This is a genomic window from Leucobacter sp. PH1c (assembly GCF_000633415.1).
Lineage (GTDB): Bacteria > Actinomycetota > Actinomycetes > Actinomycetales > Microbacteriaceae > Leucobacter.
The window spans coordinates 125,148-146,260 of the sequence record NZ_AYMV01000007.1 but is presented as its reverse complement, the minus strand read 5'-3'; the positions used below and the strand labels follow the sequence as shown (position 1 = coordinate 146,260).

General features: G+C 71.3%; 18 protein-coding genes. 16 read left to right on the top strand and 2 right to left on the bottom strand.

Features of this window, described 5'->3' with window-relative positions; genetic code table 11:
• The first annotated feature begins 38 nt into the window (after positions 1-38).
• Genes U874_RS0102430 through holA form a run of 3 tightly spaced genes read left to right on the top strand, consistent with a single transcriptional unit; the run spans position 39 to position 4,661 of the window.
• Positions 39-1,139 carry a ComEA family DNA-binding protein gene (locus U874_RS0102430; protein ID WP_232755847.1) on the top strand — a complete coding sequence of 367 codons (1,101 nt, stop codon included), beginning with the start codon at positions 39-41 and terminating at the stop codon, positions 1,137-1,139.
• The gene (locus tag U874_RS0102425) at positions 1,139-3,637 is read left to right on the top strand and encodes a ComEC/Rec2 family competence protein (protein ID WP_025132959.1); all 2,499 of its coding nucleotides are present in this window, start codon (positions 1,139-1,141) and stop codon (positions 3,635-3,637) included. Before U874_RS0102430 ends, U874_RS0102425 begins: the two co-directional genes overlap by 1 nt.
• Positions 3,618-4,661 (top strand): DNA polymerase III subunit delta, encoded by a 1,044-nt coding sequence (gene holA, locus U874_RS0102420; protein WP_025132958.1) that lies wholly within the window; start codon positions 3,618-3,620, stop codon positions 4,659-4,661. The genes U874_RS0102425 and holA overlap by 20 nt, the downstream gene beginning before the upstream one ends.
• Positions 4,662-4,799: 138 nt before the next feature.
• Here holA and rpsT read toward each other — a convergent pair whose 3' ends face one another.
• The gene (gene rpsT, locus U874_RS0102415) at positions 4,800-5,060 is read right to left on the bottom strand and encodes a 30S ribosomal protein S20 (RefSeq protein ID WP_025132957.1); all 261 of its coding nucleotides are present in this window, start codon (positions 5,058-5,060) and stop codon (positions 4,800-4,802) included.
• A gap of 294 nt (positions 5,061-5,354) precedes the next feature.
• Between rpsT and lepA the strand changes: the two genes are divergently transcribed.
• From lepA to U874_RS0102355, 12 genes are all read left to right on the top strand, one after another.
• Complete coding sequence (gene lepA, locus U874_RS0102410; protein ID WP_025132956.1) at positions 5,355-7,205, top strand: translation elongation factor 4; 1,851 nt, start codon at positions 5,355-5,357, stop codon at positions 7,203-7,205.
• The gene (locus U874_RS14960) at positions 7,202-8,263 is read left to right on the top strand and encodes a DUF1990 family protein (protein ID WP_025132955.1); all 1,062 of its coding nucleotides are present in this window, start codon (positions 7,202-7,204) and stop codon (positions 8,261-8,263) included. The genes lepA and U874_RS14960 overlap by 4 nt, the downstream gene beginning before the upstream one ends.
• Positions 8,264-8,284: 21 nt before the next feature.
• Positions 8,285-9,511, top strand: coding sequence for a radical SAM family heme chaperone HemW (hemW, locus tag U874_RS0102400; protein WP_025132954.1), 1,227 nt, complete (start codon positions 8,285-8,287; stop codon positions 9,509-9,511).
• Between the two features lie 109 nt (positions 9,512-9,620).
• The gene (gene hrcA / locus U874_RS0102395; RefSeq protein ID WP_025132953.1) at positions 9,621-10,658 is read left to right on the top strand and encodes a heat-inducible transcriptional repressor HrcA; all 1,038 of its coding nucleotides are present in this window, start codon (positions 9,621-9,623) and stop codon (positions 10,656-10,658) included.
• Between the two features lie 56 nt (positions 10,659-10,714).
• Complete coding sequence (gene dnaJ, locus U874_RS0102390) at positions 10,715-11,812, top strand: molecular chaperone DnaJ (RefSeq protein WP_025132952.1); 1,098 nt, start codon at positions 10,715-10,717, stop codon at positions 11,810-11,812.
• Between the two features lie 2 nt (positions 11,813-11,814).
• Entirely contained in the window at positions 11,815-12,573 is a 759-nt protein-coding gene (locus U874_RS0102385) for a 16S rRNA (uracil(1498)-N(3))-methyltransferase (protein WP_025132951.1), read from the top strand.
• 48 nt (positions 12,574-12,621) lie between these two features.
• Positions 12,622-12,972: an HIT domain-containing protein gene (locus tag U874_RS0102380; protein ID WP_025132950.1), complete on the top strand. Its 351-nt coding sequence runs from the start codon at positions 12,622-12,624 to the stop codon at positions 12,970-12,972.
• Positions 12,962-14,026 (top strand): PhoH family protein, encoded by a 1,065-nt coding sequence (locus U874_RS0102375; protein ID WP_025132949.1) that lies wholly within the window; start codon positions 12,962-12,964, stop codon positions 14,024-14,026. Before U874_RS0102380 ends, U874_RS0102375 begins: the two co-directional genes overlap by 11 nt.
• Complete coding sequence (ybeY, locus tag U874_RS0102370; protein ID WP_025132948.1) at positions 14,016-14,477, top strand: rRNA maturation RNase YbeY; 462 nt, start codon at positions 14,016-14,018, stop codon at positions 14,475-14,477. Before U874_RS0102375 ends, ybeY begins: the two co-directional genes overlap by 11 nt.
• Positions 14,474-15,766 (top strand): hemolysin family protein, encoded by a 1,293-nt coding sequence (locus tag U874_RS0102365; RefSeq protein WP_025132947.1) that lies wholly within the window; start codon positions 14,474-14,476, stop codon positions 15,764-15,766. The genes ybeY and U874_RS0102365 overlap by 4 nt, the downstream gene beginning before the upstream one ends.
• A gap of 11 nt (positions 15,767-15,777) precedes the next feature.
• Complete coding sequence (gene era / locus U874_RS0102360; protein WP_051582769.1) at positions 15,778-16,734, top strand: GTPase Era; 957 nt, start codon at positions 15,778-15,780, stop codon at positions 16,732-16,734.
• 33 nt (positions 16,735-16,767) lie between these two features.
• Positions 16,768-17,145: a DUF5684 domain-containing protein gene (locus U874_RS0102355; RefSeq protein ID WP_029987454.1), complete on the top strand. Its 378-nt coding sequence runs from the start codon at positions 16,768-16,770 to the stop codon at positions 17,143-17,145.
• A 116-nt stretch (positions 17,146-17,261) separates the two neighbouring features.
• On the opposite strand, the gene U874_RS0102350 is transcribed toward U874_RS0102355, so the two are convergent.
• Positions 17,262-19,103 carry a DUF2207 domain-containing protein gene (locus U874_RS0102350; protein WP_025132944.1) on the bottom strand — a complete coding sequence of 614 codons (1,842 nt, stop codon included), beginning with the start codon at positions 19,101-19,103 and terminating at the stop codon, positions 17,262-17,264.
• A gap of 190 nt (positions 19,104-19,293) precedes the next feature.
• Between U874_RS0102350 and leuA the strand changes: the two genes are divergently transcribed.
• Positions 19,294-21,060, top strand: a complete 1,767-nt coding sequence (gene leuA, locus U874_RS0102345; protein WP_025132943.1) for a 2-isopropylmalate synthase — start codon at positions 19,294-19,296, stop codon at positions 21,058-21,060.
• The last annotated feature ends 53 nt before the right edge of the window (positions 21,061-21,113 follow it).

The following is a 21,113-nucleotide window of genomic DNA, read 5'->3' as shown; positions in this document are numbered from 1 at the left end:
GGCCATCGGCGTCGCCGCGCACCGCCTACGGTTTCCGCATGCCTCCTCACCAGCGCCCCGTGCCTCGCGGCTCACACGGCGGTGCGTCCGCGCCCGAGGCGTCGCAGCCCATCGATGTCGTGCCTGTCGCGGTCGTGCCGGTCGCGGCGGCGCCCGCGGAGGTGCCGCCCGTGGAGGCACCCCCTGCACTGGCCTCCACTGCTGCGGCCGGGCGCGACGCGCGGGTGCGGGCGTTCCAGGGATCCGCGGCCGCGGAGCGGCTCCTGGCCGAGTGGGATCGCTCGGCGGGGCCCGAGGACGCTGCGCAGGCGGGTGGCCGCTGGTCCGAGGGGATGCCGCCCGGTGGGGGCGCGGCCCGCCCGGTGCTCCGGTGGAAAGGACTCATCCCGGTACGTGAGGTGATCGCGCGCGCCGTGCAGGCACCGATCGGCACCGGAATCGTGCTCTTCGTGGCGGCAGTGGCGGTCGCCGTGGTGGTCGCGCTCGCGCAGTCCGGCGGGGTCGAGGCGGGAAGTGGCGTGCCGCAGCCGAGCGGCGCGTCCCGGCCCGGAGAGGAGCACGCGTCCCTCGGGGAGAGCGGGGCGACTGCCGCACTCGGCAGCGGGGCGACGGAGGGAGACGAGATGGCGCGGTCGCCCGACTCCCGCGCGCCCGCGGCGGCGCGCCTGCTCGCGCACGTTGTGGGAGCGGTGCGGAAGCCGGGCGTTGTCGAGCTGCCGGGCGGCGCCCGGGTGACGGACGCGATCGAGGCGGCGGGTGGTGCGGCGCCGAACGCGCGGATCGACGATCTCAATCTCGCGCGGGCGGTGGTCGATGGCGAGCAGCTCCGCGTTCCGACGCTCGATGATCCGGTGGAGTTAGATCCATTGCGCGCCGATTCCGTGCGCGAAGCAGACGCCTCGGGTACGTCTCCCGGTGGCTCGGGTTCGGGCGGCCCGGTGCCCGGTGGCTCGCTCAGCCTGAACTCCGCAAGCGCGGGCGAGCTGGAATCGCTTCCCGGCATCGGGCCCGCCCTCGCCGCCAGGATCCTGGAGTGGCGATCCGCGAACGGCGGGTTCGGCTCGGTGGACGAGCTCATGCAGGTGCCCGGGATCGGCCCGAAGACGTTCGAGGGCCTGCGCGCGCAGGTGGTGCCTTAGTGCCCGGGACGTGGCGCCTGCTCGCCCCGGCGCTGCTCGCCTGGCTCGCGTGCGCGGCCGCGATCCCGTTCCCCGGGGTCGGACGCGTCATGGCGTGCACCGCGGCGGCGCTCGGTCTCCTCGTGCTGCTGTGCGCCTGTTCGCCACCCCTGCGCGCATGGCTCCCGTGGGCCGCGCCGATCCTCATCGCCTGTGCCGCGATCTGCCTGCTCGGTGCGCAGATCGAACGCGCCGAGGGGGCCCGTGCCGCGCTCCGGGCGTCGGCCCTGCCCGTTGAGGGAGCGGCGGCGGACGAGTTCGAGGTGGAGCTCGAGTCGTATCCGGGGGTGGGTGCCTTAGGAACGCGCTGGGCGCGGGGCGCGATCATGTCCCCGGGGCCCGAAGCTGGGACGGACGTGGTGCTCTGGTGCGGTGAGACGGCGCCCGCCTGCGGTGAGGCCACGTGGGTGCCCGGTGCCCGCCTCGGCGTGCGCGGCGAGTTCGTTCCGCTCGACCCCGCGTCATCGGCGGCCGCCGGGATCCGCGTTCGCTCCGTCGCACTCCGCGCGCCAGGACCGCCGCTGAGCGAGCTGGCCGGCGAACTGCGGACGCGGCTCGGTGCGGCCGCGGCCGATCATGCCGGAGCGGCGCTCGTGCCGGGGTTCGCGGTCGGGGACACGTCGCTCGTTGCGGAGCCGCTCAGCTCCGCGATGCGCGCGAGCGGCCTCACCCACCTGGTCGCGGTTTCCGGGGCGAACTGTGCGCTCATCACGGGGGCGATCGGCTGGGGCCTCGGGTGGCTGCGCGTGGGGCGACGCTGGCGGGCGGTGCTCCAGTGCACGGCGCTCGGCGCGTTCGTCCTGCTCGTCGGGCCCGATGCGAGCGTGCAGCGCGCGGCGATCATGGGTGCCGTCGTCCTCGTCTCCGGCTTCGGCGGCAGGCGACCGGCCGCGTTCCCCGCGCTCGGCGTCGCGATCCTCGTGCTCCTCTGCGCAGACCCGTGGCAGTCCCTCCAGCCCGGCTTTGCCCTGTCGGTCGCGGCGACCGGCGCGATCCTCGGAGGCGCCGCTCCGCTCGCCGACGGGCTGCGGGTCCGTCTCCGGTGTCCGCGCGCGCTCGCGCTCCCGATCGCCGTCGCGTTCCTCGCGCAGCTCGCCTGCGGGCCCATCCTGCTGCTCCTCGAGCCCGGCCTGCCCGCCGTGAGCGTCCTCGCGAACGTGCTCACCGCTCCCGCAGCGCCCTGGGGCACGGGGCTCGGGGTGCTCGCGCTCATCCTCCTCCCCGTCCTGCCCGCCCTCGGCTCCGGAGCGCTCACGGCGGCGGCGCTGCCCGCCCGCTGGGTCGAAGCTACCGCAGTCGTGTGCTCACAGCTCCCGCTCGCTCGCTGGCAGTGGCCCGGCGGTCCGGGCGGCGCGCTGCTGCTCCTCGCGGCGGAGCTCCTGGTGCTGTTCGGGGTCGGGGCGCTCGTGCGGCACGGCTGGCCCGGGCCGGGGGCACTGCCGTGGGGGCGGCGACCAGCACGGGGACCGCACGGACCCCGGCGCCCGTGCCGCGCGCGAGGCGCGGGCCGGGGGCGAGCCGTGCCCGCACGGACCGCTCTCGCGCGGCCCGTGCTCCGCTGGGCCTTCGCGAGCCTCGGGCTCGGCGTCGGGGTGCTGCTCGGCCCGACGCTCGTGATCCCCGCGGCGAGCCGACTCGGGCCGCCGTCCGACTGGAGCGTCGTCGCCTGCGACGTGGGACAGGGAGACGCCGTGCTGGTCCGGGACCCGGCGCACCCCGAGGAGACCATGCTCGTCGACACCGGCGAACACATCGAGCCGTTGAACGCCTGCCTCGACCGTTTCGGCATCGATCGGCTCGCACTCCTCGTGATCACCCACGATCACCGGGATCACTTCGGCGCACTGTCGGCGGTCCTGGGCCGCGCGGACGCCGCGCTCATCGCGCCGGAGAATCTCGCCGATGGACCTGCGCGACCGCTCGTGCGACAGCTCGCAGGCGCCGGTGTGCCCACCCGGGTCGCCGCGACGGGGGACCGCGGCGGCACCGCGCTGCGGTGGGAGGTGCTCGCGCCCTCGCCGGACCGCAGGCCCACCGACCCCAACGACTCCAGCGTCGTGCTGCGCGTCCGCGCCGGAGCACTCACTGTGCTCCTCACGGGGGACACCGGCGAGCACGCGCAGCGCGCGTTCCTCGGCGGCGGGGTGTGCGCCGCGGCCGGTTCCGCGGTCGACGTCACCGCTGATGTGCTGAAGGTCGCACATCACGGCTCGCGGGACCAGCACCCCTGCTTCGCCCGGAGCGTCGGGGCGGGAGTTGCGCTCATCTCCTCGGGCGTCGACAACACGTACGGGCACCCGGCCCGCGAGACCCTCGACGCGCTCGCGGACGCGGGGTCGATCGTGCACCGCACCGACCGGGAGGGAACCATCGCGGTATCCGGGCGTCCGGGCGCGCTCCGCGTCTGGGCACAGCAGCCTGCCCGTGTCGACGGATCCGATGTCGGAGGCCCCGGCTAGGCTGGTCTCCGTGGCAGCAGCACGAAGTACCTCAGCGAAGGCTCCTCAGATCGATTGGTCCGAGGCGCGCCCGGCACCCGTCGTCCTCGTGAGCGGACCGGAGGGCTTCCTCGCAGACCGGGCGGGCCAGTCGATTCGCACGCAGCTGCTTGCGGAGCACCCCGAGCTCGAGGTGCACGACATCGATGCCGCCAGCTACGCGGCGGGGGAGCTCTTCACCGTGGCAAGCCCCTCGCTGTTCGCCGAGCCGCGCCTCATCCGCGTCGACGCGGTGGAGAAGTGCTCTGACGCGTTCATCGAGGACGCGAAGCGCTACATCGCCGAGCCCGCGGAGGACACGGTGCTCGTGCTGCGTCATGCGAGTGGTCAGCGCGGCAAGGCGCTGCTCGATCTCATCCGCAAGGGCACGGGCGGCAGCATCGAGATTCCCTGCGCCGAGGTGAAGAAGGATGCCGACCGGCTCGCGTTCGTGCAGGCCGAGTTCCGCCGCCTCGGCGCCCAGGCCACGCCCGGTGCCTCGCGCATGCTCGCCGCGGCCTACTCCGGCGGAATCGGCGAGCTCGCGGGCGCCTGCGCCCAGCTCGTCTCGGACGTGGGGGCGCGGATCTCCGAGGACGAGGTGAACCGCGCCACCGAGGGCCGGGTGGAGACGAACGCGTTCCGTGTGGCCGATGCGGCGACCGCGGGCCGGGGCGCCGACGCGCTCGTGCTGCTGCGCCAGGCACTGTCCACGGGCACGGACCCCATCCCGCTGCTCGCGGCGCTCAACATGAAGGTGCGCGCCCTCGCGCGCGTCTACGGGGCGACGGGGAGCTCCGGCCAGCTCGCGAAGGAGCTCGGCATGGCGCCCTGGCAGGTCGAACGCGCCCAGCGCGAGGTGCGGGGCTGGCGCGAGGGCGACCTCGCCCGCTGCATCGACCAGGCGGCGGAGACCGAATGGATGCTCAAGGGCGGCACGCGGGATCCCGAGTACGCGCTGGAGAAGTTCGTGCTCCTCGTCGCCCGTCGCGGTCGCGCCCGCTAGCGCGACCCGGGAGCACGCCCACGGATCGGAGCCCGTGGGCGCGTCGTCACGGGTGCGCAGCCCCCATACACGCACTGAGGGGCCCCGCCGAAGCGGAGCCCCTCATGGGCGATCCCGGAGGATCAGCGAGCTGGAAGCTTAGAGCGCAGCAACCTTCTTCGCGAGAGCCGACTTGCGGTTCGCGGCCTGGTTCTTGTGGATGACGCCCTTCGACACAGCCTTGTCGAGCTTGCGGCCGGCAACCTGCAGCTTCTCCTGCGCGAGCGCCTTGTCGCCAGCGGCGATCGCGGTGCGGGTCGCGCGGACCGCGGTGCGGAGCTCGCTCTTGTACGCCTTGTTGCGCTCAGTCGCCTTCAGGTTGGTCTTGATGCGCTTGATCTGCGACTTGATGTTTGCCACGTTGTGGTGTGTCCTTATCCGGTACGGGTGAAACAGATGGATCCGCGCGGCGAGAGAGGGCACCTTGCGGGTTGTGTGGTGTGAGCCACACGCAAGCCAAGAGCCAACTCTAGCAGAGACCGAGGCGCTTCGCTCGGCGAGACGGGGCGCGTCGCGTCGCGTGTCGCGGCTCGCTGTCGACCCGATCGCAATCCGTCGCCCACAGAGTCGTCGCCGGGCCCTTATCCTCCGCGCGCCGCGCGCACGCGCGCGCAATGGACATCTCGGCGCTGCGCCGTGCGATAATGGCTCACAATGTCTCCACGCAGCGTCAACCCCCCAGTCCCGGCGTCGACCGACCCCGCGCGCATCCGCAACTTCTGCATCATCGCGCACATCGATCACGGCAAGTCGACGCTTGCCGACCGTATGCTGCAGGTCACCGGCACTGTGCCAGACCGCGAGATGCGGGCGCAGTATCTCGATCGCATGGACATCGAGCGCGAGCGCGGCATCACCATCAAGTCGCAGGCAGTGCGCATGCACTGGGATGCCAACGGTGAGGCGTACGCGCTGAACATGATCGATACGCCCGGTCACGTCGACTTCAGCTACGAGGTCTCCCGTTCGCTCGCCGCTTGCGAGGGGGCGATCCTCCTCGTCGATGCGGCGCAGGGGATCGAGGCGCAGACCCTCGCGAACCTGTACCTCGCAATGGAGAACGATCTCGAGATCATTCCGGTGCTCAACAAGATCGACCTCCCGGCAGCCGATCCGGAGCGGGTCTCGCGCGAGATCGCCGAGCTGATCGGCGGTGACCCCGACGAGATCCTGAAGGTGTCCGGCAAGACCGGCGCGGGCGTCGAGGAGCTCCTCGACCTCGTGGTGCAGCGGATCCCGGCCCCCGTGGGCGTCGCGGATGCGCCGCCGCGCGCGATGATCTTCGACTCGGTCTACGACCCGTACCGGGGCGTCGTCACGTACGTGCGCATGGTCGACGGCAAGCTCTCGCCGCGCGAGAAGATCCAGATGATGTCGAACGGCTCTGATCTCGAAGCGCTCGAGATCGGCGTGTCCTCGCCCGAGCCGACCCCCACCAAGGGGCTCGCCGTCGGCGAGGTTGGCTACCTCATCACGGGCGTGAAGGATGTGCGCCAGTCGAAGGTCGGCGATACCGTCACCGCGAAGCGGAACCCCGCGACCGAGGCGCTGCCCGGGTACACGGACCCGAAGCCGATGGTGTTCTCGGGCCTCTACCCGCTCGACGGCAGCGATTACCCGATCCTGCGCGAGGCCCTCGACAAGCTCAAGCTCGAGGATGCCGCGCTGCAGTTCGAGCCCGAGACGTCGGTGGCGCTCGGCTTCGGCTTCCGCTGCGGCTTCCTCGGCCTGCTGCACCTCGAGATCATCTCGGAGCGCCTCCGCCGCGAATTCGACCTCGACCTCATCGCGACCGCGCCGAGCGTGGTCTACCAGGTCGTCACGGAGGACGGCAGCACGGTCACCGTGACGAACCCGTCCGAGTACCCCGACGGCAAGATCTCCAGCGTGCGCGAGCCGGTCGTGAAGACCGCGATCCTCGCGCCGAAGGACTACGTGGGCGCCATCATGGAGCTCTGCCAGAGCCGACGCGGCAGCCTGCTCGGCATGGAGTACCTCGGTGAGCGGGTCGAGCTGCGCTACAGCATCCCGCTCGGCGAGATCGTGTTCGACTTCTTCGACCACCTGAAGAGCCGCACGCAGGGCTACGCCAGCCTCGACTACGAGCCGATGGGGGACCAGGAGGCCGACCTCGTGAAGGTCGACATCCTCCTGCAGGGCGACAAGGTCGACGCGTTCAGCGCGATCGTCCACCGCGACAACGCCTACCACTACGGCACGATGATGACGGAGCGTCTGCGCAAGCTGATCCCGCGCCAGCAGTTCGAGGTGCCGATCCAGGCAGCGATCGGCGCGCGCGTCATCGCCCGCGAGAACATCCGCGCGATCCGCAAGGACGTGCTCGCCAAGTGCTACGGCGGCGACATCAGCCGGAAGCGCAAGCTGCTCGAGAAGCAGAAGGAGGGCAAGAAGCGCATGAAGATGGTGGGTCGCGTCGAGGTGCCCCAGGAAGCCTTCATCGCCGCCCTCTCGGGCGACGTGGAGGGCAAGGAGAGCAAGAAGTGAGCGAGGCGCCGAGCGGTCGGCGCCGCAGCCACGTCGAGATGCCCGTCGCGTACGCCGCGGTGGGGGCGTCGCGCGCACCCGATCTGCTCCGCTTCCCGCCCGAGGGCAGCACCCCGTACCAGGAGGAGCTCCGACTCGGCAGCGGCCAGGATCGCTTCATCGTTGCGTCGAGCCTGCTGATGACCTGGGGGGCCCAGCGCGGCGCCGGCGCCACCGTGCGCGAGCGCGAGCGCGGCACCGGGGCCGCCTATCAGGGGCCGCAGTTCGACAGCGACGGACAGCCGCAGGCGGCCGCGGAGCCCGAAGAGCACTTCGGGCCGGGCGGCGAGCCCTTCGTGGTCGCCGGGACGACGGCGACGCTGAGCGCGCCCGGTTCGGAGGATCGGGACCTGCTCGTGATCTACACGATCACCGAGGCCCGCGTGATCGGCTTCGCGTGGGGCACGAGCGACGAGCGCGGCGCCGTGGGCGAGCAGCTCTTCACGATCGAACTCCGCGACGACGACACCGTCTGGGCGGTGGCACGCGGCTTCCTCGCGGCCCCCAAGAGCGGCCTGTTCGGGCTCCGGGCGCGCGCCGAGGTGCGCGACGCCGTTGCCGCGGTCCGTGCCCAGCTCGCAGCCCTGCTGCCCGGTGCGCAGACCGGCCCCGCGCTCGGCGCGGCGGGCGAAGCTGGCGAGCCCACCGAAGGTGCTGCTGGCGGCGACACTGCTCCCGAGGCGACCGCTCCCATCGAGACGGAGCCCGTGGCTGACGTCGAGGCGGAGCCCGCCGCCCCCGTGGAGGCGGAGCCCGCCGCTCCCATCGAGACGGAAACCGCCGACGCCGAGGAGCCAGCGCCCACCGTCGAGGTGACGCCGGCGGATGAGGAGCCCGCGAACGACGCCGAACCCGACACCGACACGGACGCCGACGCCCCGATCGTGACGGCCGAGATCGAGCTGCCCGCAGCGGGCGTCGCGAACGACGATCCCGCACCCGGGAGCGACGCCCCCGAGGCTCCCGCGCCTTCGGCTCAGACGCACCAGCGGCGCCCGAGCTCGCCCCGGAACTCGTGAGCGCGAGAGGCGGAGCACGCGATGCCCAGCGCACTGCCTGAGGGCGACCCGGCACCGGAGAACGGCGCACTCCCCGCGAGCGTTCTGGCGGGAGCCGAGGACCGGCGCTTCGGCGTCTACGTCCACGTGCCCTACTGCCGGGTGCGGTGCGGCTACTGCGACTTCAACACGTACACGGCGAGCGAGCTCGGCGGCACCCGCCGCGACGAGTACGCCGAGCAGGTGCAGTGGGAGCTCGGCTTCGGCGCACGCGTGCTGCGCGAGGCAGGCCTGCCCGAGCGGCCCGTCTCCACGGTCTTCTTCGGCGGCGGCACGCCCACGCTGCTGCCCGCATCGGACCTCACCGCGATGCTCGGCACGATTCGCTCGGAGTGGGGCCTCGCGCCCGGCGCCGAGGTGACCACCGAGGCGAACCCCGACTCGGTCGACGCCGCATACCTGCAGGAGCTCGCCGCGGCGGGCTTCACGCGAGTGAGCGTGGGAATGCAGTCGGCCGTGCCGCACGTGCTCCGTACGCTCGATCGCACGCACACGCCCGAGCGCGTGCCGCAGGTCGTGGCCTGGGTGAAGGAGGCCGGGCTGCAGGTGAGCGTCGACCTCATCTACGGCACGCCGGGTGAGTCGCTCGCCGATTGGGAGCGCTCGCTCGACGCGGCGCTCGCCTGCGACCCGGATCACATCTCCGCCTACGCGCTCATCGTGGAGACCGGCACGAAGCTCGCGGGCCAGATCCGGCGCGGCGAGGTCGCAGAGCCCGACGAGGATCTCCACGCCGAGATGTACGAGTTGGCTGATGCGCGCTTCCGTGCGGCGGGGCTCGAGTGGTACGAGATCAGCAACTGGTCGCGCTCGCCCGAGACACGGTCCCGCCATAACCTCTCCTACTGGACGGGGGAGGACTGGTGGGCGGCCGGCCCCGGCGCGCACAGCCACATCGGCGGCGTGCGCTGGTGGAACGTGAAGCACCCCGGCGCCTACGCGAGTCGCGTGCACGCCGAGATCTCGCCCGCCCACGCGCGCGAGACACTCACGCCCGAGGCGCGCCGCGAGGAGCGGGTGCTGCTCGAGACGCGGATCGCCGAGGGACTCGCGACGGAGACGCTCACGCCCGAGGAACGTCGCGCCGTGCCGCAGCTCATCGCCGACGGGCTCGTCGACGGGCGCGCGGCGATCGCCGGACGGATCGTGCCGACGCTGCGCGGGCGGCTGCTCGCCGACACCGTTGTGCACCGCCTGCTCGGCGGGTGAAGCGCCGGTTCGCTCTCAGCGAGCCGCCGTGCGCCCGCGGGGCGCTGCGCTAGACTTAGCACTCAGGGTTCGGGAGTGCCAACCCATTCGGATCGTGCAAGGAGGGTCAGTGGTTTCGGAGCGCAGCCTCGCCGTCCTGCACGCGATCGTGAGCGATTACGTCTCCTCCAACGAGCCCGTCGGCTCGAAGGCGATCGTGGACCGGCACCAGTTCGGCGTCTCGGCCGCGACGATCCGGAACGACATGGCGCTGCTCGAGGACGACGAGCTGATCGCGCAGCCGCACACCTCCTCGGGCCGGGTGCCCACGGACAAGGGCTACCGGCTCTACGTCGACACGCTCGCGAAGGTGCGCCCCCTCACGGCGGCGCAGCGCACGGCGATCGAGCGGTTCCTCGGCGAGTCGAGCGATCTCCACGACGTCATGGGGCGCACGGTCAGACTGCTCGCGCAGCTGACCAACCAGGTCGCCGTGGCGCAGTACCCGTCGCTCCGCCGCACGCTCGTGCGCCACATCGACCTCGTCGCCATCGCGGAGGACCGCGTGCTCTGCGTCCTCATCCTCGGGAGCGGCGTGGTCGAGCAGCAGATCGCCTGGCTGCCCGCCGCGCAGGTGACGGAAGCATGGGTGCACGGGCTGCGCGACCGGATCGCCGCGCACGCCGTGGGCGCCGACGTGGAGGCCGCCGCCGCCGCGATCGGTGAGCTGTCCGCGCAGGTGGACGCGTGGTCCACGCCGGACGAAGCGGAGCTCGTGCGCCGCGTGCTCGACGTCGTCGAGACGCAGCTGCGCGCCAACCGCACCGAGCGGATCGCGGTCGCGGGCGCCGCGAACCTTTCCCGCCCGGGCGAGTTCCAGGGCGCCCTCCCCGTCGTGCTCGAGGCGATCGAGGAGCAGGTCACGCTGCTCCGCCTGTTCGACGAGCTCGTGCAGGACGGCCGCGACGTCACCGCATCCATCGGCCGTGAGAACCGCGCCTACGGCCTCTCGGCCGCCTCGGTGATCGCCTCCAACTACGAGGAGGAGGGCGCGTCGGTCTCGAAGCTCGGCGTGCTCGGCCCGCTCCGCATGGACTACGCCGGCAACATCGCGGCCGTGCGCGCCGTCGCCCGCTACCTGAATCGATTCCTGGGGGAGGAGCGGTAGCCCGCCGGGCTCCCTCCTGCATCCCGACGCCGTCACAATCCTGAGGAGTACCACCCGTGGCCGATCACTACGAGACGCTGGGCGTATCGCGCGAGGCGACGCCCGAGGAGATCAAGAAGGCGTACCGTCGCCTCGCACGCGAGCTGCACCCCGACGTGAACCCGAGCGAGGACGCGGCTGAGCGCTTCAAGGGCGTGACGCACGCGTACGACGTGCTGAGCGATCCCGAGCAGCGCCAGCGCTACGACATGGGCGGCGGTCAGGGCGGCGCGAACGGCTTCGGTGACATCTTCGAGACGTTCTTCGGCGGCGGCTTCGGCGGCGGCCAGCGCGGTCCGCGATCCCGGGCCGAGCGCGGGGATGACGCGATGATCCGCGTCGACGTCGCGCTCGAGGACGTGATCTTCGGCGTGCAGCGCGAGGTGACGATCAACACGGCGGTGCTGTGCTCGGTCTGCCAGGGCAGCTGCACGCAGCCCGGCACGCACCCCGTCACCTGCGATGTGTGCGGAGGGCAGGGCCAGGTGCAGCGTCAGGTGCGCTCGCTCTTCGGCAACGTCATGACGATGCACCCCTGCGGCAGCTGCCAGGGCTATGGCACCGTGATCGAGCACCCCTGCGTGGAGTGCGCGGGGAAGGGACGCGTGCGCGAGCGCCGCACCCTCAACGTCGACGTTCCCTCGGGCATCGACACCGGCACGCGCCTGCAGATGCGCGGCGGCGGCGAGGTCGGCCCCGGCGGCGGCCCGAACGGCGACCTGTTCATCGAGTTCCGAGTGATGCACCACGACACCTTCAGCCGCGACGGCAACGATCTCCTGTGCACCATGCAGGTCTCGATGGCCGACGCGATCCTCGGCGCAGAGGCGAGCCTGGACGGGCTCGACGGCACGGTCGAGACCGAGGTGACGGCCGGCGTCCAGTCGGGCGATGTCATCACCGTTCGCGGCCGCGGCATCCAGGGACTGCGCAGCACCTCCCGCGGTGATCTGAAGATCGCCGTGCAGGTCGTGACGCCGCAGAAGCTCTCGGGGCGTGAGAAGGATCTGGTGCGCCAGTTCGCCACGCTTCGGAAGGACGACCCGCCCCACCTCGGCGAGTTCCACCAGGGCTTCTTCGGGAAGATCCGGGACCGCTTCTTCCGTCAGGGCTGAGCGTGGCGAACCTCTACTACCGCGAGGCGCTCGCTGACGACGCGTTCGCGCTCGGGGCCGTTGTCGAGTTCGACGGCGACGAGGCGCACCACGCCGTGCGGGTGAGCCGGCTGCGGTTGGGCGAGCGGATCCTTGTGGGGAACGGAGCCGGCGCGCTCGCGGAGGGCGAAGTGGTCGAGCTCGGCAAGCAGCGCTTTGCCGTGCGGATCGATGCGGCCGCGCAGCACCCAGCGCCCGGCACGCGGCTGCGTCTGGTCCAGGCACTCGCGAAGGGCGACCGCGACGAGCGCGCCGTTGAGCAGGCGACCGAGTTCGGCGTGGACGCGATCTCGCCCTGGGAGGCCGAGCGCTCGGTGTCCCGATGGGCGGGTGCCGAGAAGGCGGAGCGCGGCTCGGCGAAGTGGCGCCGCATCGCGCGCGAGGCGGCGAAGCAATCGCTGCGGCCCTGGCTGCCCGAGGTGTCGGCGCCGATCGGGATCGCCGAGCTCTGCGCCGACGCCGCCCGGCCCGGCACCGCCGTGCTCATCCTCCACCCGCGGGGGGAGGCCTCGCTCAGCGCGTGGGCCGGCTCGGCGGACCTTGCCGCGTTCACCGAGATCCAGATCGTGATCGGGCCGGAGGGCGGCTTCTCGGACGACGAGCTCGCGAGACTCGCGGCGGCGGGGGCCGAGATCGTGGTGCTCGGCGCCACGGTGCTCCGCACCTCGAGTGCGGGCCCGGCGGCGCTCGCCGTGCTGAACGTCGCGCTGGGGCGCTGGTGAGCGCGCGCGTGCGGCCCGTCCTGGCAGCCCTGGCGTAGACTGGTGGACATGGCAGCAGACACCGTGTTCGGCAAGATCGTCTCCGGGGAGATCCCCGTCGAGCTCCTCGCGGAGACGGACCGCGTGATCGCGTTCCCGGACATGCACCCCCAGGCTCCCGTGCACATCCTCGTGATCCCGAAGACGACCGCGTACGACAACGTCGTGGAGCTCGCCGCGGCCGAGCCCGAGACGCTCGCCGAGATGGTGGCCGTCGCGAAGCAGCTCGCGTCCGAGCACGCGAACGGGGAGTTCCGCCTGGTGTTCAACAGCGGCGCGTCCGCCGGACAGACGGTCTTCCACGTGCACGCGCACGTGCTCGCGGGCGGCCTGGAGGAGGGTTCGCTCGGTGGAGCCTGAACCACCCGCGCCCCAGTCGGGGCCCGTTCCCGCGCAGCTGCAGCGGACGCTCCTGCTGCGCGGCGTCGACCTGGCGTCGTTCCTCGGCCACCGGGATCAGCTCATCCGCGATCTCGAGGCGCAGCACCCCGGCGTGACGTTCCACGCGCGCGATGAGGTGCTGACCCTTCGCGGCCCCGCCGCCGAGGTGCGCGCGGCCGAAGCGGTCGTGCTCGGGATCCTCGACATCGCTCGTCGCAGCGGTCCCGTGTCGGGAAACGACGTGAGAGAGGTGACCCGCATGGTCCAAGAGGGCAGCGGCGCGACCGCGGCGCAGGTGCTCAGCGAGCCCATCCTCACGGTGCGCGGCAACTCCGTGCGCCCGCAGACCCGTGGCCAGCGCGCCTACGTCGACGCGATCGACGCGAACACGATCGTGTTCGGGATCGGCCCCGCGGGCACCGGCAAGACCTACCTCGCAATGGCCAAGGCCGTGCAGGCGCTGCAGCGACGCGAGGTCGCGAAGATCATCCTGACGCGGCCCGCCGTCGAGGCGGGCGAACGCCTCGGATACCTGCCCGGCAGCCTCGAGGACAAGATCGATCCGTACCTGCGGCCGCTCTTCGACGCGATCGGCTCCATGATGGACGCTGACCTCGTGCCGAAGCTGCTCGCAAGCGGCACGATCGAGGTGGCGCCGCTCGCCTACATGCGCGGCCGCACGCTGAACGAGGCCTTCGTGATCCTGGACGAGGCGCAGAACACGACGCCCGAGCAGATGAAGATGTTCCTCACCCGGCTCGGCTACGGGTCGAAGATGGTCGTCACGGGCGACATCACGCAGGTCGACCTGCCGGTTCGCGCAAGCGGTCTCCGCGTGGTGAACCGCATTCTGCGCGGCGTCGACGACATCCACTTCGCCGAGCTCGGCGCCGACGACATCGTGCGCCACAGCCTCGTGGGCCGCATCGTCGACGCCTACACCGCATTCGAGGAGCACCGCGCGGCCGAACGCCCCGAGGCGTCGCGCGGCTCCGCACCAGCAACCGCCGAGGAGGCACAGGATGAGCGTTGAGATCAACAACGAGTCCGACATCGCGATCGAGGAGAGCCGGATGCAGCGGCTCGCGGCCTTCGTGCTCGAGTCGATGCATGTGCACCCCGACACGGAGCTGGGTGTCGTGCTGGTCGATGAGGCCGCGATCGAGCGGCTCCATGTCCAGTGGATGGATGAGCCCGGCCCCACCGATGTGCTGAGCTTCCCGATGGACGAGCTCCGACCGGGCCGCGTCGACGCGCAGACCCCCGCCGGCCTCCTCGGCGACATCGTGATCTGCCCGCAGGTCGCCGAGGCCCAGGCCGAGGCCGCGGGCCACGACCTGGCGCAGGAAATCTCGGTGCTGCTCACCCACGGCATGCTCCACTTGCTCGGTTTCGACCACGCGACGCCGGACGAGGAGGCCGAGATGTTCGGGCTCCAGCGCGACCTGCTCCTCGCGTTCGCCATGCGCGAGCGCGCACGATGAGCCCCGGGCTCGCCGCCCTGCTCCTCGGCGCGGCCGTCATCCTGCTGGCGAGCGGCGGACTGCTCGCCGCCGCGGACGCCGCGCTCGGGGTGCGCTCGCGCGCCGAGCTGCTCGCACTCGCCGAAGCGTCGCCCCGCACGGGCGCGGCGATCCGCGCCATCGCGGAGGACGAGAGCCGGCACGCGAACGCGCTGAGCTTCGCCCGCGTGTTCGCCGAGACGCTCGCAGCGGTGCTCATCACCCTCGTGCTCGCCTACTCGCTCGACGAGCTCTGGCTGGAGCTCGTGATCGCGACGCTCGTGATGACCGCGCTCACCTTCGTGCTCGTCGGTTCGAGCCCGCGCACCGTCGGCACGCATCACCCGGACCGCGTGATCCGCTTCGCCGCGCCGACGATCCGGGGGATCACCGTGATCCTCGGGCCCATCGCGATCGCCCTGAAGCGCTTCGGCGACCGGGTGACGCCCGGTCGCGGCGAGAGCAGCGCCCGCATCCGCGACGAGCAGCAGCTGCTCTCGATGGTCGATCAGGCCGCCGAGCAGGCGCTCCTCGAAGACGACGACCGCGAGTACATCCACTCGATCGTCGAGTTCGGGGACACCCTCGTGCGCGAGGTGATGGTGCCCCGGATCGACATGGTGACCCTCGACAGCACCGCGACCGTGCGCGAGGCGCTCGACACGGTGCTCTCCTCACGCCACTCCCGGTTCCCGGTGATCTCCGGCGACGTGGACGACGTGGTGGGGATCGCGTACCTGCGCGACCTGAGCGGCTTCCACCTCCGTCGCACCGAGGAGGCGCTCACCTCGCCCGTGACCCGCGTGATGAAGCCCGCGGTGTTCGTGCCGGAGACCCAGCACGCCGACAAGCTCCTCCGCCAGATGCAGCAGGAGGCGAATCACCTCGCGCTCGTCGTCGACGAGTACGGGGGGATCTCGGGCCTCGTGACGCTCGAGGACCTCATCGAGGAACTGCTCGGCGAGATCAGCGACGAGTACGATCGCGACGTGCCCGAGGCCGCGGAGCAGGATGACGGCTCCTACCTCGTGAGCGCGCGGCTCTCGGTCACCGATCTCGGCGAGCTCTTCGACATCGAGCTCGACGACGATGAGGTCGACACCGTGGGCGGGCTGTTCGCGAAAGCGCTCGGCCGGCTGCCGGAGCAGGGCGACACCGTGACCGTCGCGGGGATCGGCCTCACGGCCGCCGCGCTTGAACGCCGACGGCAGCGCCTGCTGGCCGTCGAAGCCCGCTGGCTGGGCGACACCGACTCGGAGGACGACGCATGACCGAACCGCAGATGAACGAGCCCCGCGAGGAGGCGGGGCCTGAGACGGCGGCCGCCGCCGAGGAGCGCGAGTTCCGCGCGGGCTTCGTGTCCTTCGTGGGGCGCCCGAACGTCGGCAAGTCGACGCTCACGAACGCGCTCGTCGGCGAGAAGATCGCCATTACGAGCCCGAAGCCGCAGACCACGCGACGTGCAATTCGCGGCATCGCGCACCGGCCGAACGGCCAGCTCATCATCGTCGACACGCCCGGCATCCATCGCCCGCGCACCCTGCTCGGCGAGCGGCTCAACGCGCTCGTGGAGTCGACCCTCGGCGACGTCGACGTGATCGGGTTCTGCGTGCCCGCGACCGAGAAGCTCGGCCCCGGCGACCGCTTCATCAACGAGCGCCTCGACGACTTCCCCCGCGCGAAGAAGGTCGCGATCCTCACGAAGGTCGATCAGGCGTCGCAGGGCGAGATCATCGACCAGCTCACCCGTCTCGGCATGCTGCGCGAGTGGGACGCGGTCGTACCGATCTCCTCGGTGACCCATGAGCAGCTCGACGTGCTCTCGGACGTGCTGCTCGAACTCATGCCCGTGTCCCCGCCGCTCTACGACTCGGAGGAGACCACCGAGGAGAGCGAGGACGACCGCATCGCCGAGCTCATCCGCGAGGCGGCGCTTGACGGCGTTCGCGACGAACTGCCGCACTCGCTCGCCGCGACGGTCGACGACCGGGTCGAGCGGGATCCCGCGGAGGACGGCACCCCCGGTCTGCTCGAGATCTACGCATCGCTCTACGTGGAGCGCGACAGCCAGAAGGGCATCGTCATCGGCAAGGGCGGCTCCCGCCTGCGGCAGGTGGGCGAGCGCGCCCGTCGCGAGATCGAATCGCTGATCGGTCGACGCGTCTACCTCTCGCTCCGCGTCAAGGTGCTGAAGGAATGGCAGCGCGATCCGAAGGCGCTCGGTAAGCTCGGGTTCTAACGCTTTCAGGGTGGAAGCGGGGGAGAGAGACTGATGGACGACATCACCGAACAGGCCGACTTCACCGCTCTCGGGCAGGTGAGCGGGTTCGCTGCGCTGATCTGGTACGTGCTCACGGCGATCGCACTGTGGCGCGTCTTCTCGAAGGCGGGCTACCCGGGGATCCTCGCGCTGATTCCGATCGTGAACATCTTCATCCTGGTGAAGGTCGCGGGCTACTCGGCCTGGATGACGCTCCTGTACCTGATCCCGATCGTGAACTTCATCTTCGGCATCTTCGTGGCGCTGCGGATGGGCGAGAGCTTCGGCAAGGGCGGCGTCTTCTCCGTGTTCCTGCTCTGGCTGCTCAACCCGATCGGCTACTTCATCCTCGGCTACGGCTCGGCCCAGTTCCGGGGACGAACCGCGTAGCGGTTCCCGCAGTACGACGCGCAGGGGAGCCGCCTCGCCGTCGCAGACCCCCTCGCCGGGGGTCCGCGGTTCGGCGAGGCGGCTCCCCTTTTGTTCTGCCGGGGAGCGGACGGGCGCTACCTCCCGCCCGCGAAGCCGCCGCCGCCTCCGCCGCCCGCGAAGCCGCCGCCGGTCGAACCGCCCGCGCTGCTCGAGGAGGTGCTCGTCGCGTTCGCGAGGGAGCTGGTCAGCTGAGAGACTGCGCGATCGAGCCCGCCGAGTCCCGTGGTGAGGACCCCGGGGTACCAGAGCGGCAGGTACCCGGGCTCCGCCTCGTAGCGCGTGGCGAGGGCGCGGCCCCACTCCTTCTCGAGGCCGAACAGCATCGCGTAGGGGAGTAGCCGCTCGTAGAGCTCAATGACCTCGGCGCCCTCGATCGTGCGGCGCTCGGCCGTGCTCGCCGCCTGGAGCATGGCGATGCGGTCTGCCTCGGCGACACGGATGAACTCCTTCACCCCGAGGAGGAGATTCCTGGCCTCGGCGCCCCGCGGTGTGAGCACCCGATGCTTCACGATTCCGATGACGCCGAGAACGAGCGCGAGAACGGCGAAGAGGAACCCGATGAAGGGGGTGGCCGAGAGCCGGGTGCCGATGCCGGCGATCGCGAGACCGAGCACCCCGAGGCCGAGCGCGATGCTCGTCCAGCCGAGCCAGCGGCCCAGGCGGCTGCGCACCTTCTCCTGATAGCCGCGGGCGAGCGCCTCGGCCGGGCCGCGCGCGGCGAGCGCGTCCATCTGCGCCGCGAAGCTGCTGCTCTCCTTGGGCAGCTCGAACACCGAGTTCGGCGTGCGCGCGGGGAAGAGCGCGTCGACGGCCTCGCCGTCGAGCGGATCGGCGGCGCGCATCGGATCGAGGAGGCGGAACGCCAGCTTGGGCCGCTTCCGCGGTCGGCCGTCCGGGCGAGGGACCTCCTCCACGCGCGTGGCGCCGAGCAGTGCGAGATGCACGAGCTCGGCGGGGGGAGTCGGGTGCGCGCTGCTCACGAGCGGGCCCGCGAGGAGGGGCGGCAGGTCGTGCGGAACCTCGTACTGCGCGACGACGGGGCGCGTGCCGCGCCGCCGCCGGCCGAGGCCCGCGATGGCGATCGCCCCCGCGCCGCCGACGGCGACCGCTCCGCCGCCGAGGAGGAGCGGGAGCGTATCGAGCGCGAAGTTCGGAAGGCGCTCCGCCGGCTGCACCACAGCGCCGGGCGCGAGCCCGACCGCGACGCTGACCCCCTCGTCCGGCGCGAGCGTGATCGGCGCGATCGTCACGCTCCGCTCGCCCTGCGTCACCGCGCACTCGCTCGTGGCGCCCGTGAGGCCCACGTAGCACCGTGAGTGACCGGTGAGCTGCTCCGCGAGCCCGGGGGAGAAGGCGACCTCGGCGCTGAACGCGTCGATCGGCTGGGCGCGGGTGAAGGGCACCAGATCCCAGTAGAACTCGTCCGCTGCGCCGTCGTCTCGCGCGAGCACCACGTCATCGAGCGTGTAGCTGATCACGTACTCCTGTGAGCCGTGCACGAAGCGGTCGTCGCCCGTGAGGACCGCGAGGAAGTCGTCTCCCGAGTCGGAGCTCACGGTGTCGAGCTCGAACGGCACTGGGGCGCCCGAGCCATCGGTCACCGCGACCTCGCGGGGATCCGTGCGCGCTCCCTGGTAGACGTCCGGGATGCCGCGGACGATGCCGCGGTTCTGATCCGTCTCGGGGAACTCCGCGGTGATCCGCTCCTCGATCCGCGCGACCGCGCGCCCGTCGTCCCGCGTGTCGAGTGCGACCGCGACATGCCAGGAGGAGTAGCGGAACGCGTCGACGTCGGCTTCGGCGGCGTGAGCGGCGGCGCCGAGCGGAAGCGCGACGAGCGCGAGCAGGGCGGACGCGACGAGACCGAGGCGCGCGAGCAGCGGGCGTCGCGGGCGGGGCCTGGAGAAAGCTGGCATGGCACCAGCCTACGCAGGACAGCGGACGGACGCGGGGAGCGAGGTGGGCTGGCGTGCGTGATAGGGTGGTCGCATGCTGTTCGGCTCGCTTCTCCTTAGCTGCCGCGACGAGTCCTAGTTCTCAGGCCTCCCTCGTCGCGGCGTTCGTGTTTGGCTGAGCGATACTGAATCTGACGAGAAAGACGAGCCCATGAAGAACATGCAGCAGCCCTCCGGTATGCCGATCCACCGCTACCGCCCGTTCCACGAGATCATTCCCGTGGACCTTCCGGATCGCACGTGGCCCACGAAGCGGATCACCGAGGCGCCCCGCTGGTGCGCCGTTGATCTGCGCGACGGCAACCAGGCGCTGATCGATCCGATGAGCCCCGAGCGCAAGCGGATCATGTTCGATCTGCTCGTCAAGATGGGCTACAAGGAGATCGAGGTCGGCTTCCCCTCGGCGAGCCAGACCGACTTCGACTTCGTGCGCCAGCTCATCGAAGAGAACGCGATCCCTGACGATGTCACGATCCAGGTGCTGACGCAGGCCCGCGAGCACCTGATCACTCGCACCTACGAGGCGCTGATCGGCGCGAAGCAGGCGATCGTGCACCTCTACAACTCCACCTCGATCCTGCAGCGCGACGTCGTGTTCCGCTCGGATCGCGAGGGGATCAAGCAGATCGCCGTCGAGGGGGCGAAGCTCTGCAAGGCGGCCGAGCACATCGCCGCGGGCACCGAGATCTATTACGAGTACTCGCCCGAGTCGTACACCGGCACGGAGCTTGAGTACGCGGCTGAGGTCTGCAACGCCGTGCTCGAGGTCTTCGAGCCCACGCCGGAGCGGAAGGTCATCATCAACCTGCCCGCGACCGTCGAGATGGCGACGCCGAACGTGTACGCCGACTCGATCGAGTGGATGGGCCGCAACCTGAACCACCGCGAGAACGTGATCCTCTCGCTGCACCCGCACAACGACCGCGGCACCGGCGTGGCCGCCGCCGAGCTGGGCTACCTCGCGGGCGCCGATCGCATCGAGGGCTGCCTCTTCGGTAATGGCGAGCGCACGGGCAACGTCGATCTCGTCGCGCTCGGCATCAACATGTTCACCCAGGGGATCGACCCGATGATCGATTTCTCCCGTCTCGACGAGGTGCGCCGCACGGCCGAGTACTGCAACCAGCTGCGGGTGCCCGAGCGCAGCCCGTGGGCGGGCGACCTGGTCTACACGGCCTTCTCGGGATCGCACCAGGACGCGATCAAGAAGGGCTTCGAACGGATGGCGCGCGACGCCGAGGCCGCGGGCACGTCGATCGACGACATCGAGTGGGCGGTTCCCTATCTGCCCGTCGATCCGAAGGATCTGGGCCGCTCGTACGAGGCCGTGATCCGCGTCAACTCGCAGTCGGGCAAGGGCGGTGTCGCCTACCTGCTGAAGACCGACCACTCGCTGGATCTCCCGCGCCGCCTGCAGATCGAGTTCAGCGCGGTCGTGCAGAGCGTGACGGACAGCGAGGGCGGCGAGATGTCGAGCGAGGCGATCTGGCAGATTTTCCAGGACGAGTACCTGCCCGCGAGCGACGCCGACGCCGAGCGCTGGGGCCGCTATGAGATCTTCCGCACCGCCGCGACCAGCACGGGCGACGGCGTCACCGAGCTCGTGGTCGACTACCGCGACGGGGACGAGCAGAAGCAGGCGACGGCGCGCGGCAACGGGCCGGTGGACGCGTTCATCGCGGCGCTCACGGACGATGGCCACGAGGTGACGCTCTTCGACTACGTCGAGCACGCGATGAGCTCGGGCGGCGACGCGGTCGCGGCCTCCTACGTCGACCTCGAGGTCGACGGGCAGCGGCTCTGGGGCGTCGGGATCGATCCCGACACGAGCCGCGCCACGCTCAAGGCGATCATCTCCTCGGTGAACCGCGCGGTCCGCAACGCGACTCCCGCAGAGACGGTGGGCGCGACCGCGTAGACCGCAGCGCGCAGCCGGGGCCCGCGCTCCGAGAAATTCGAACAAAAGTACGA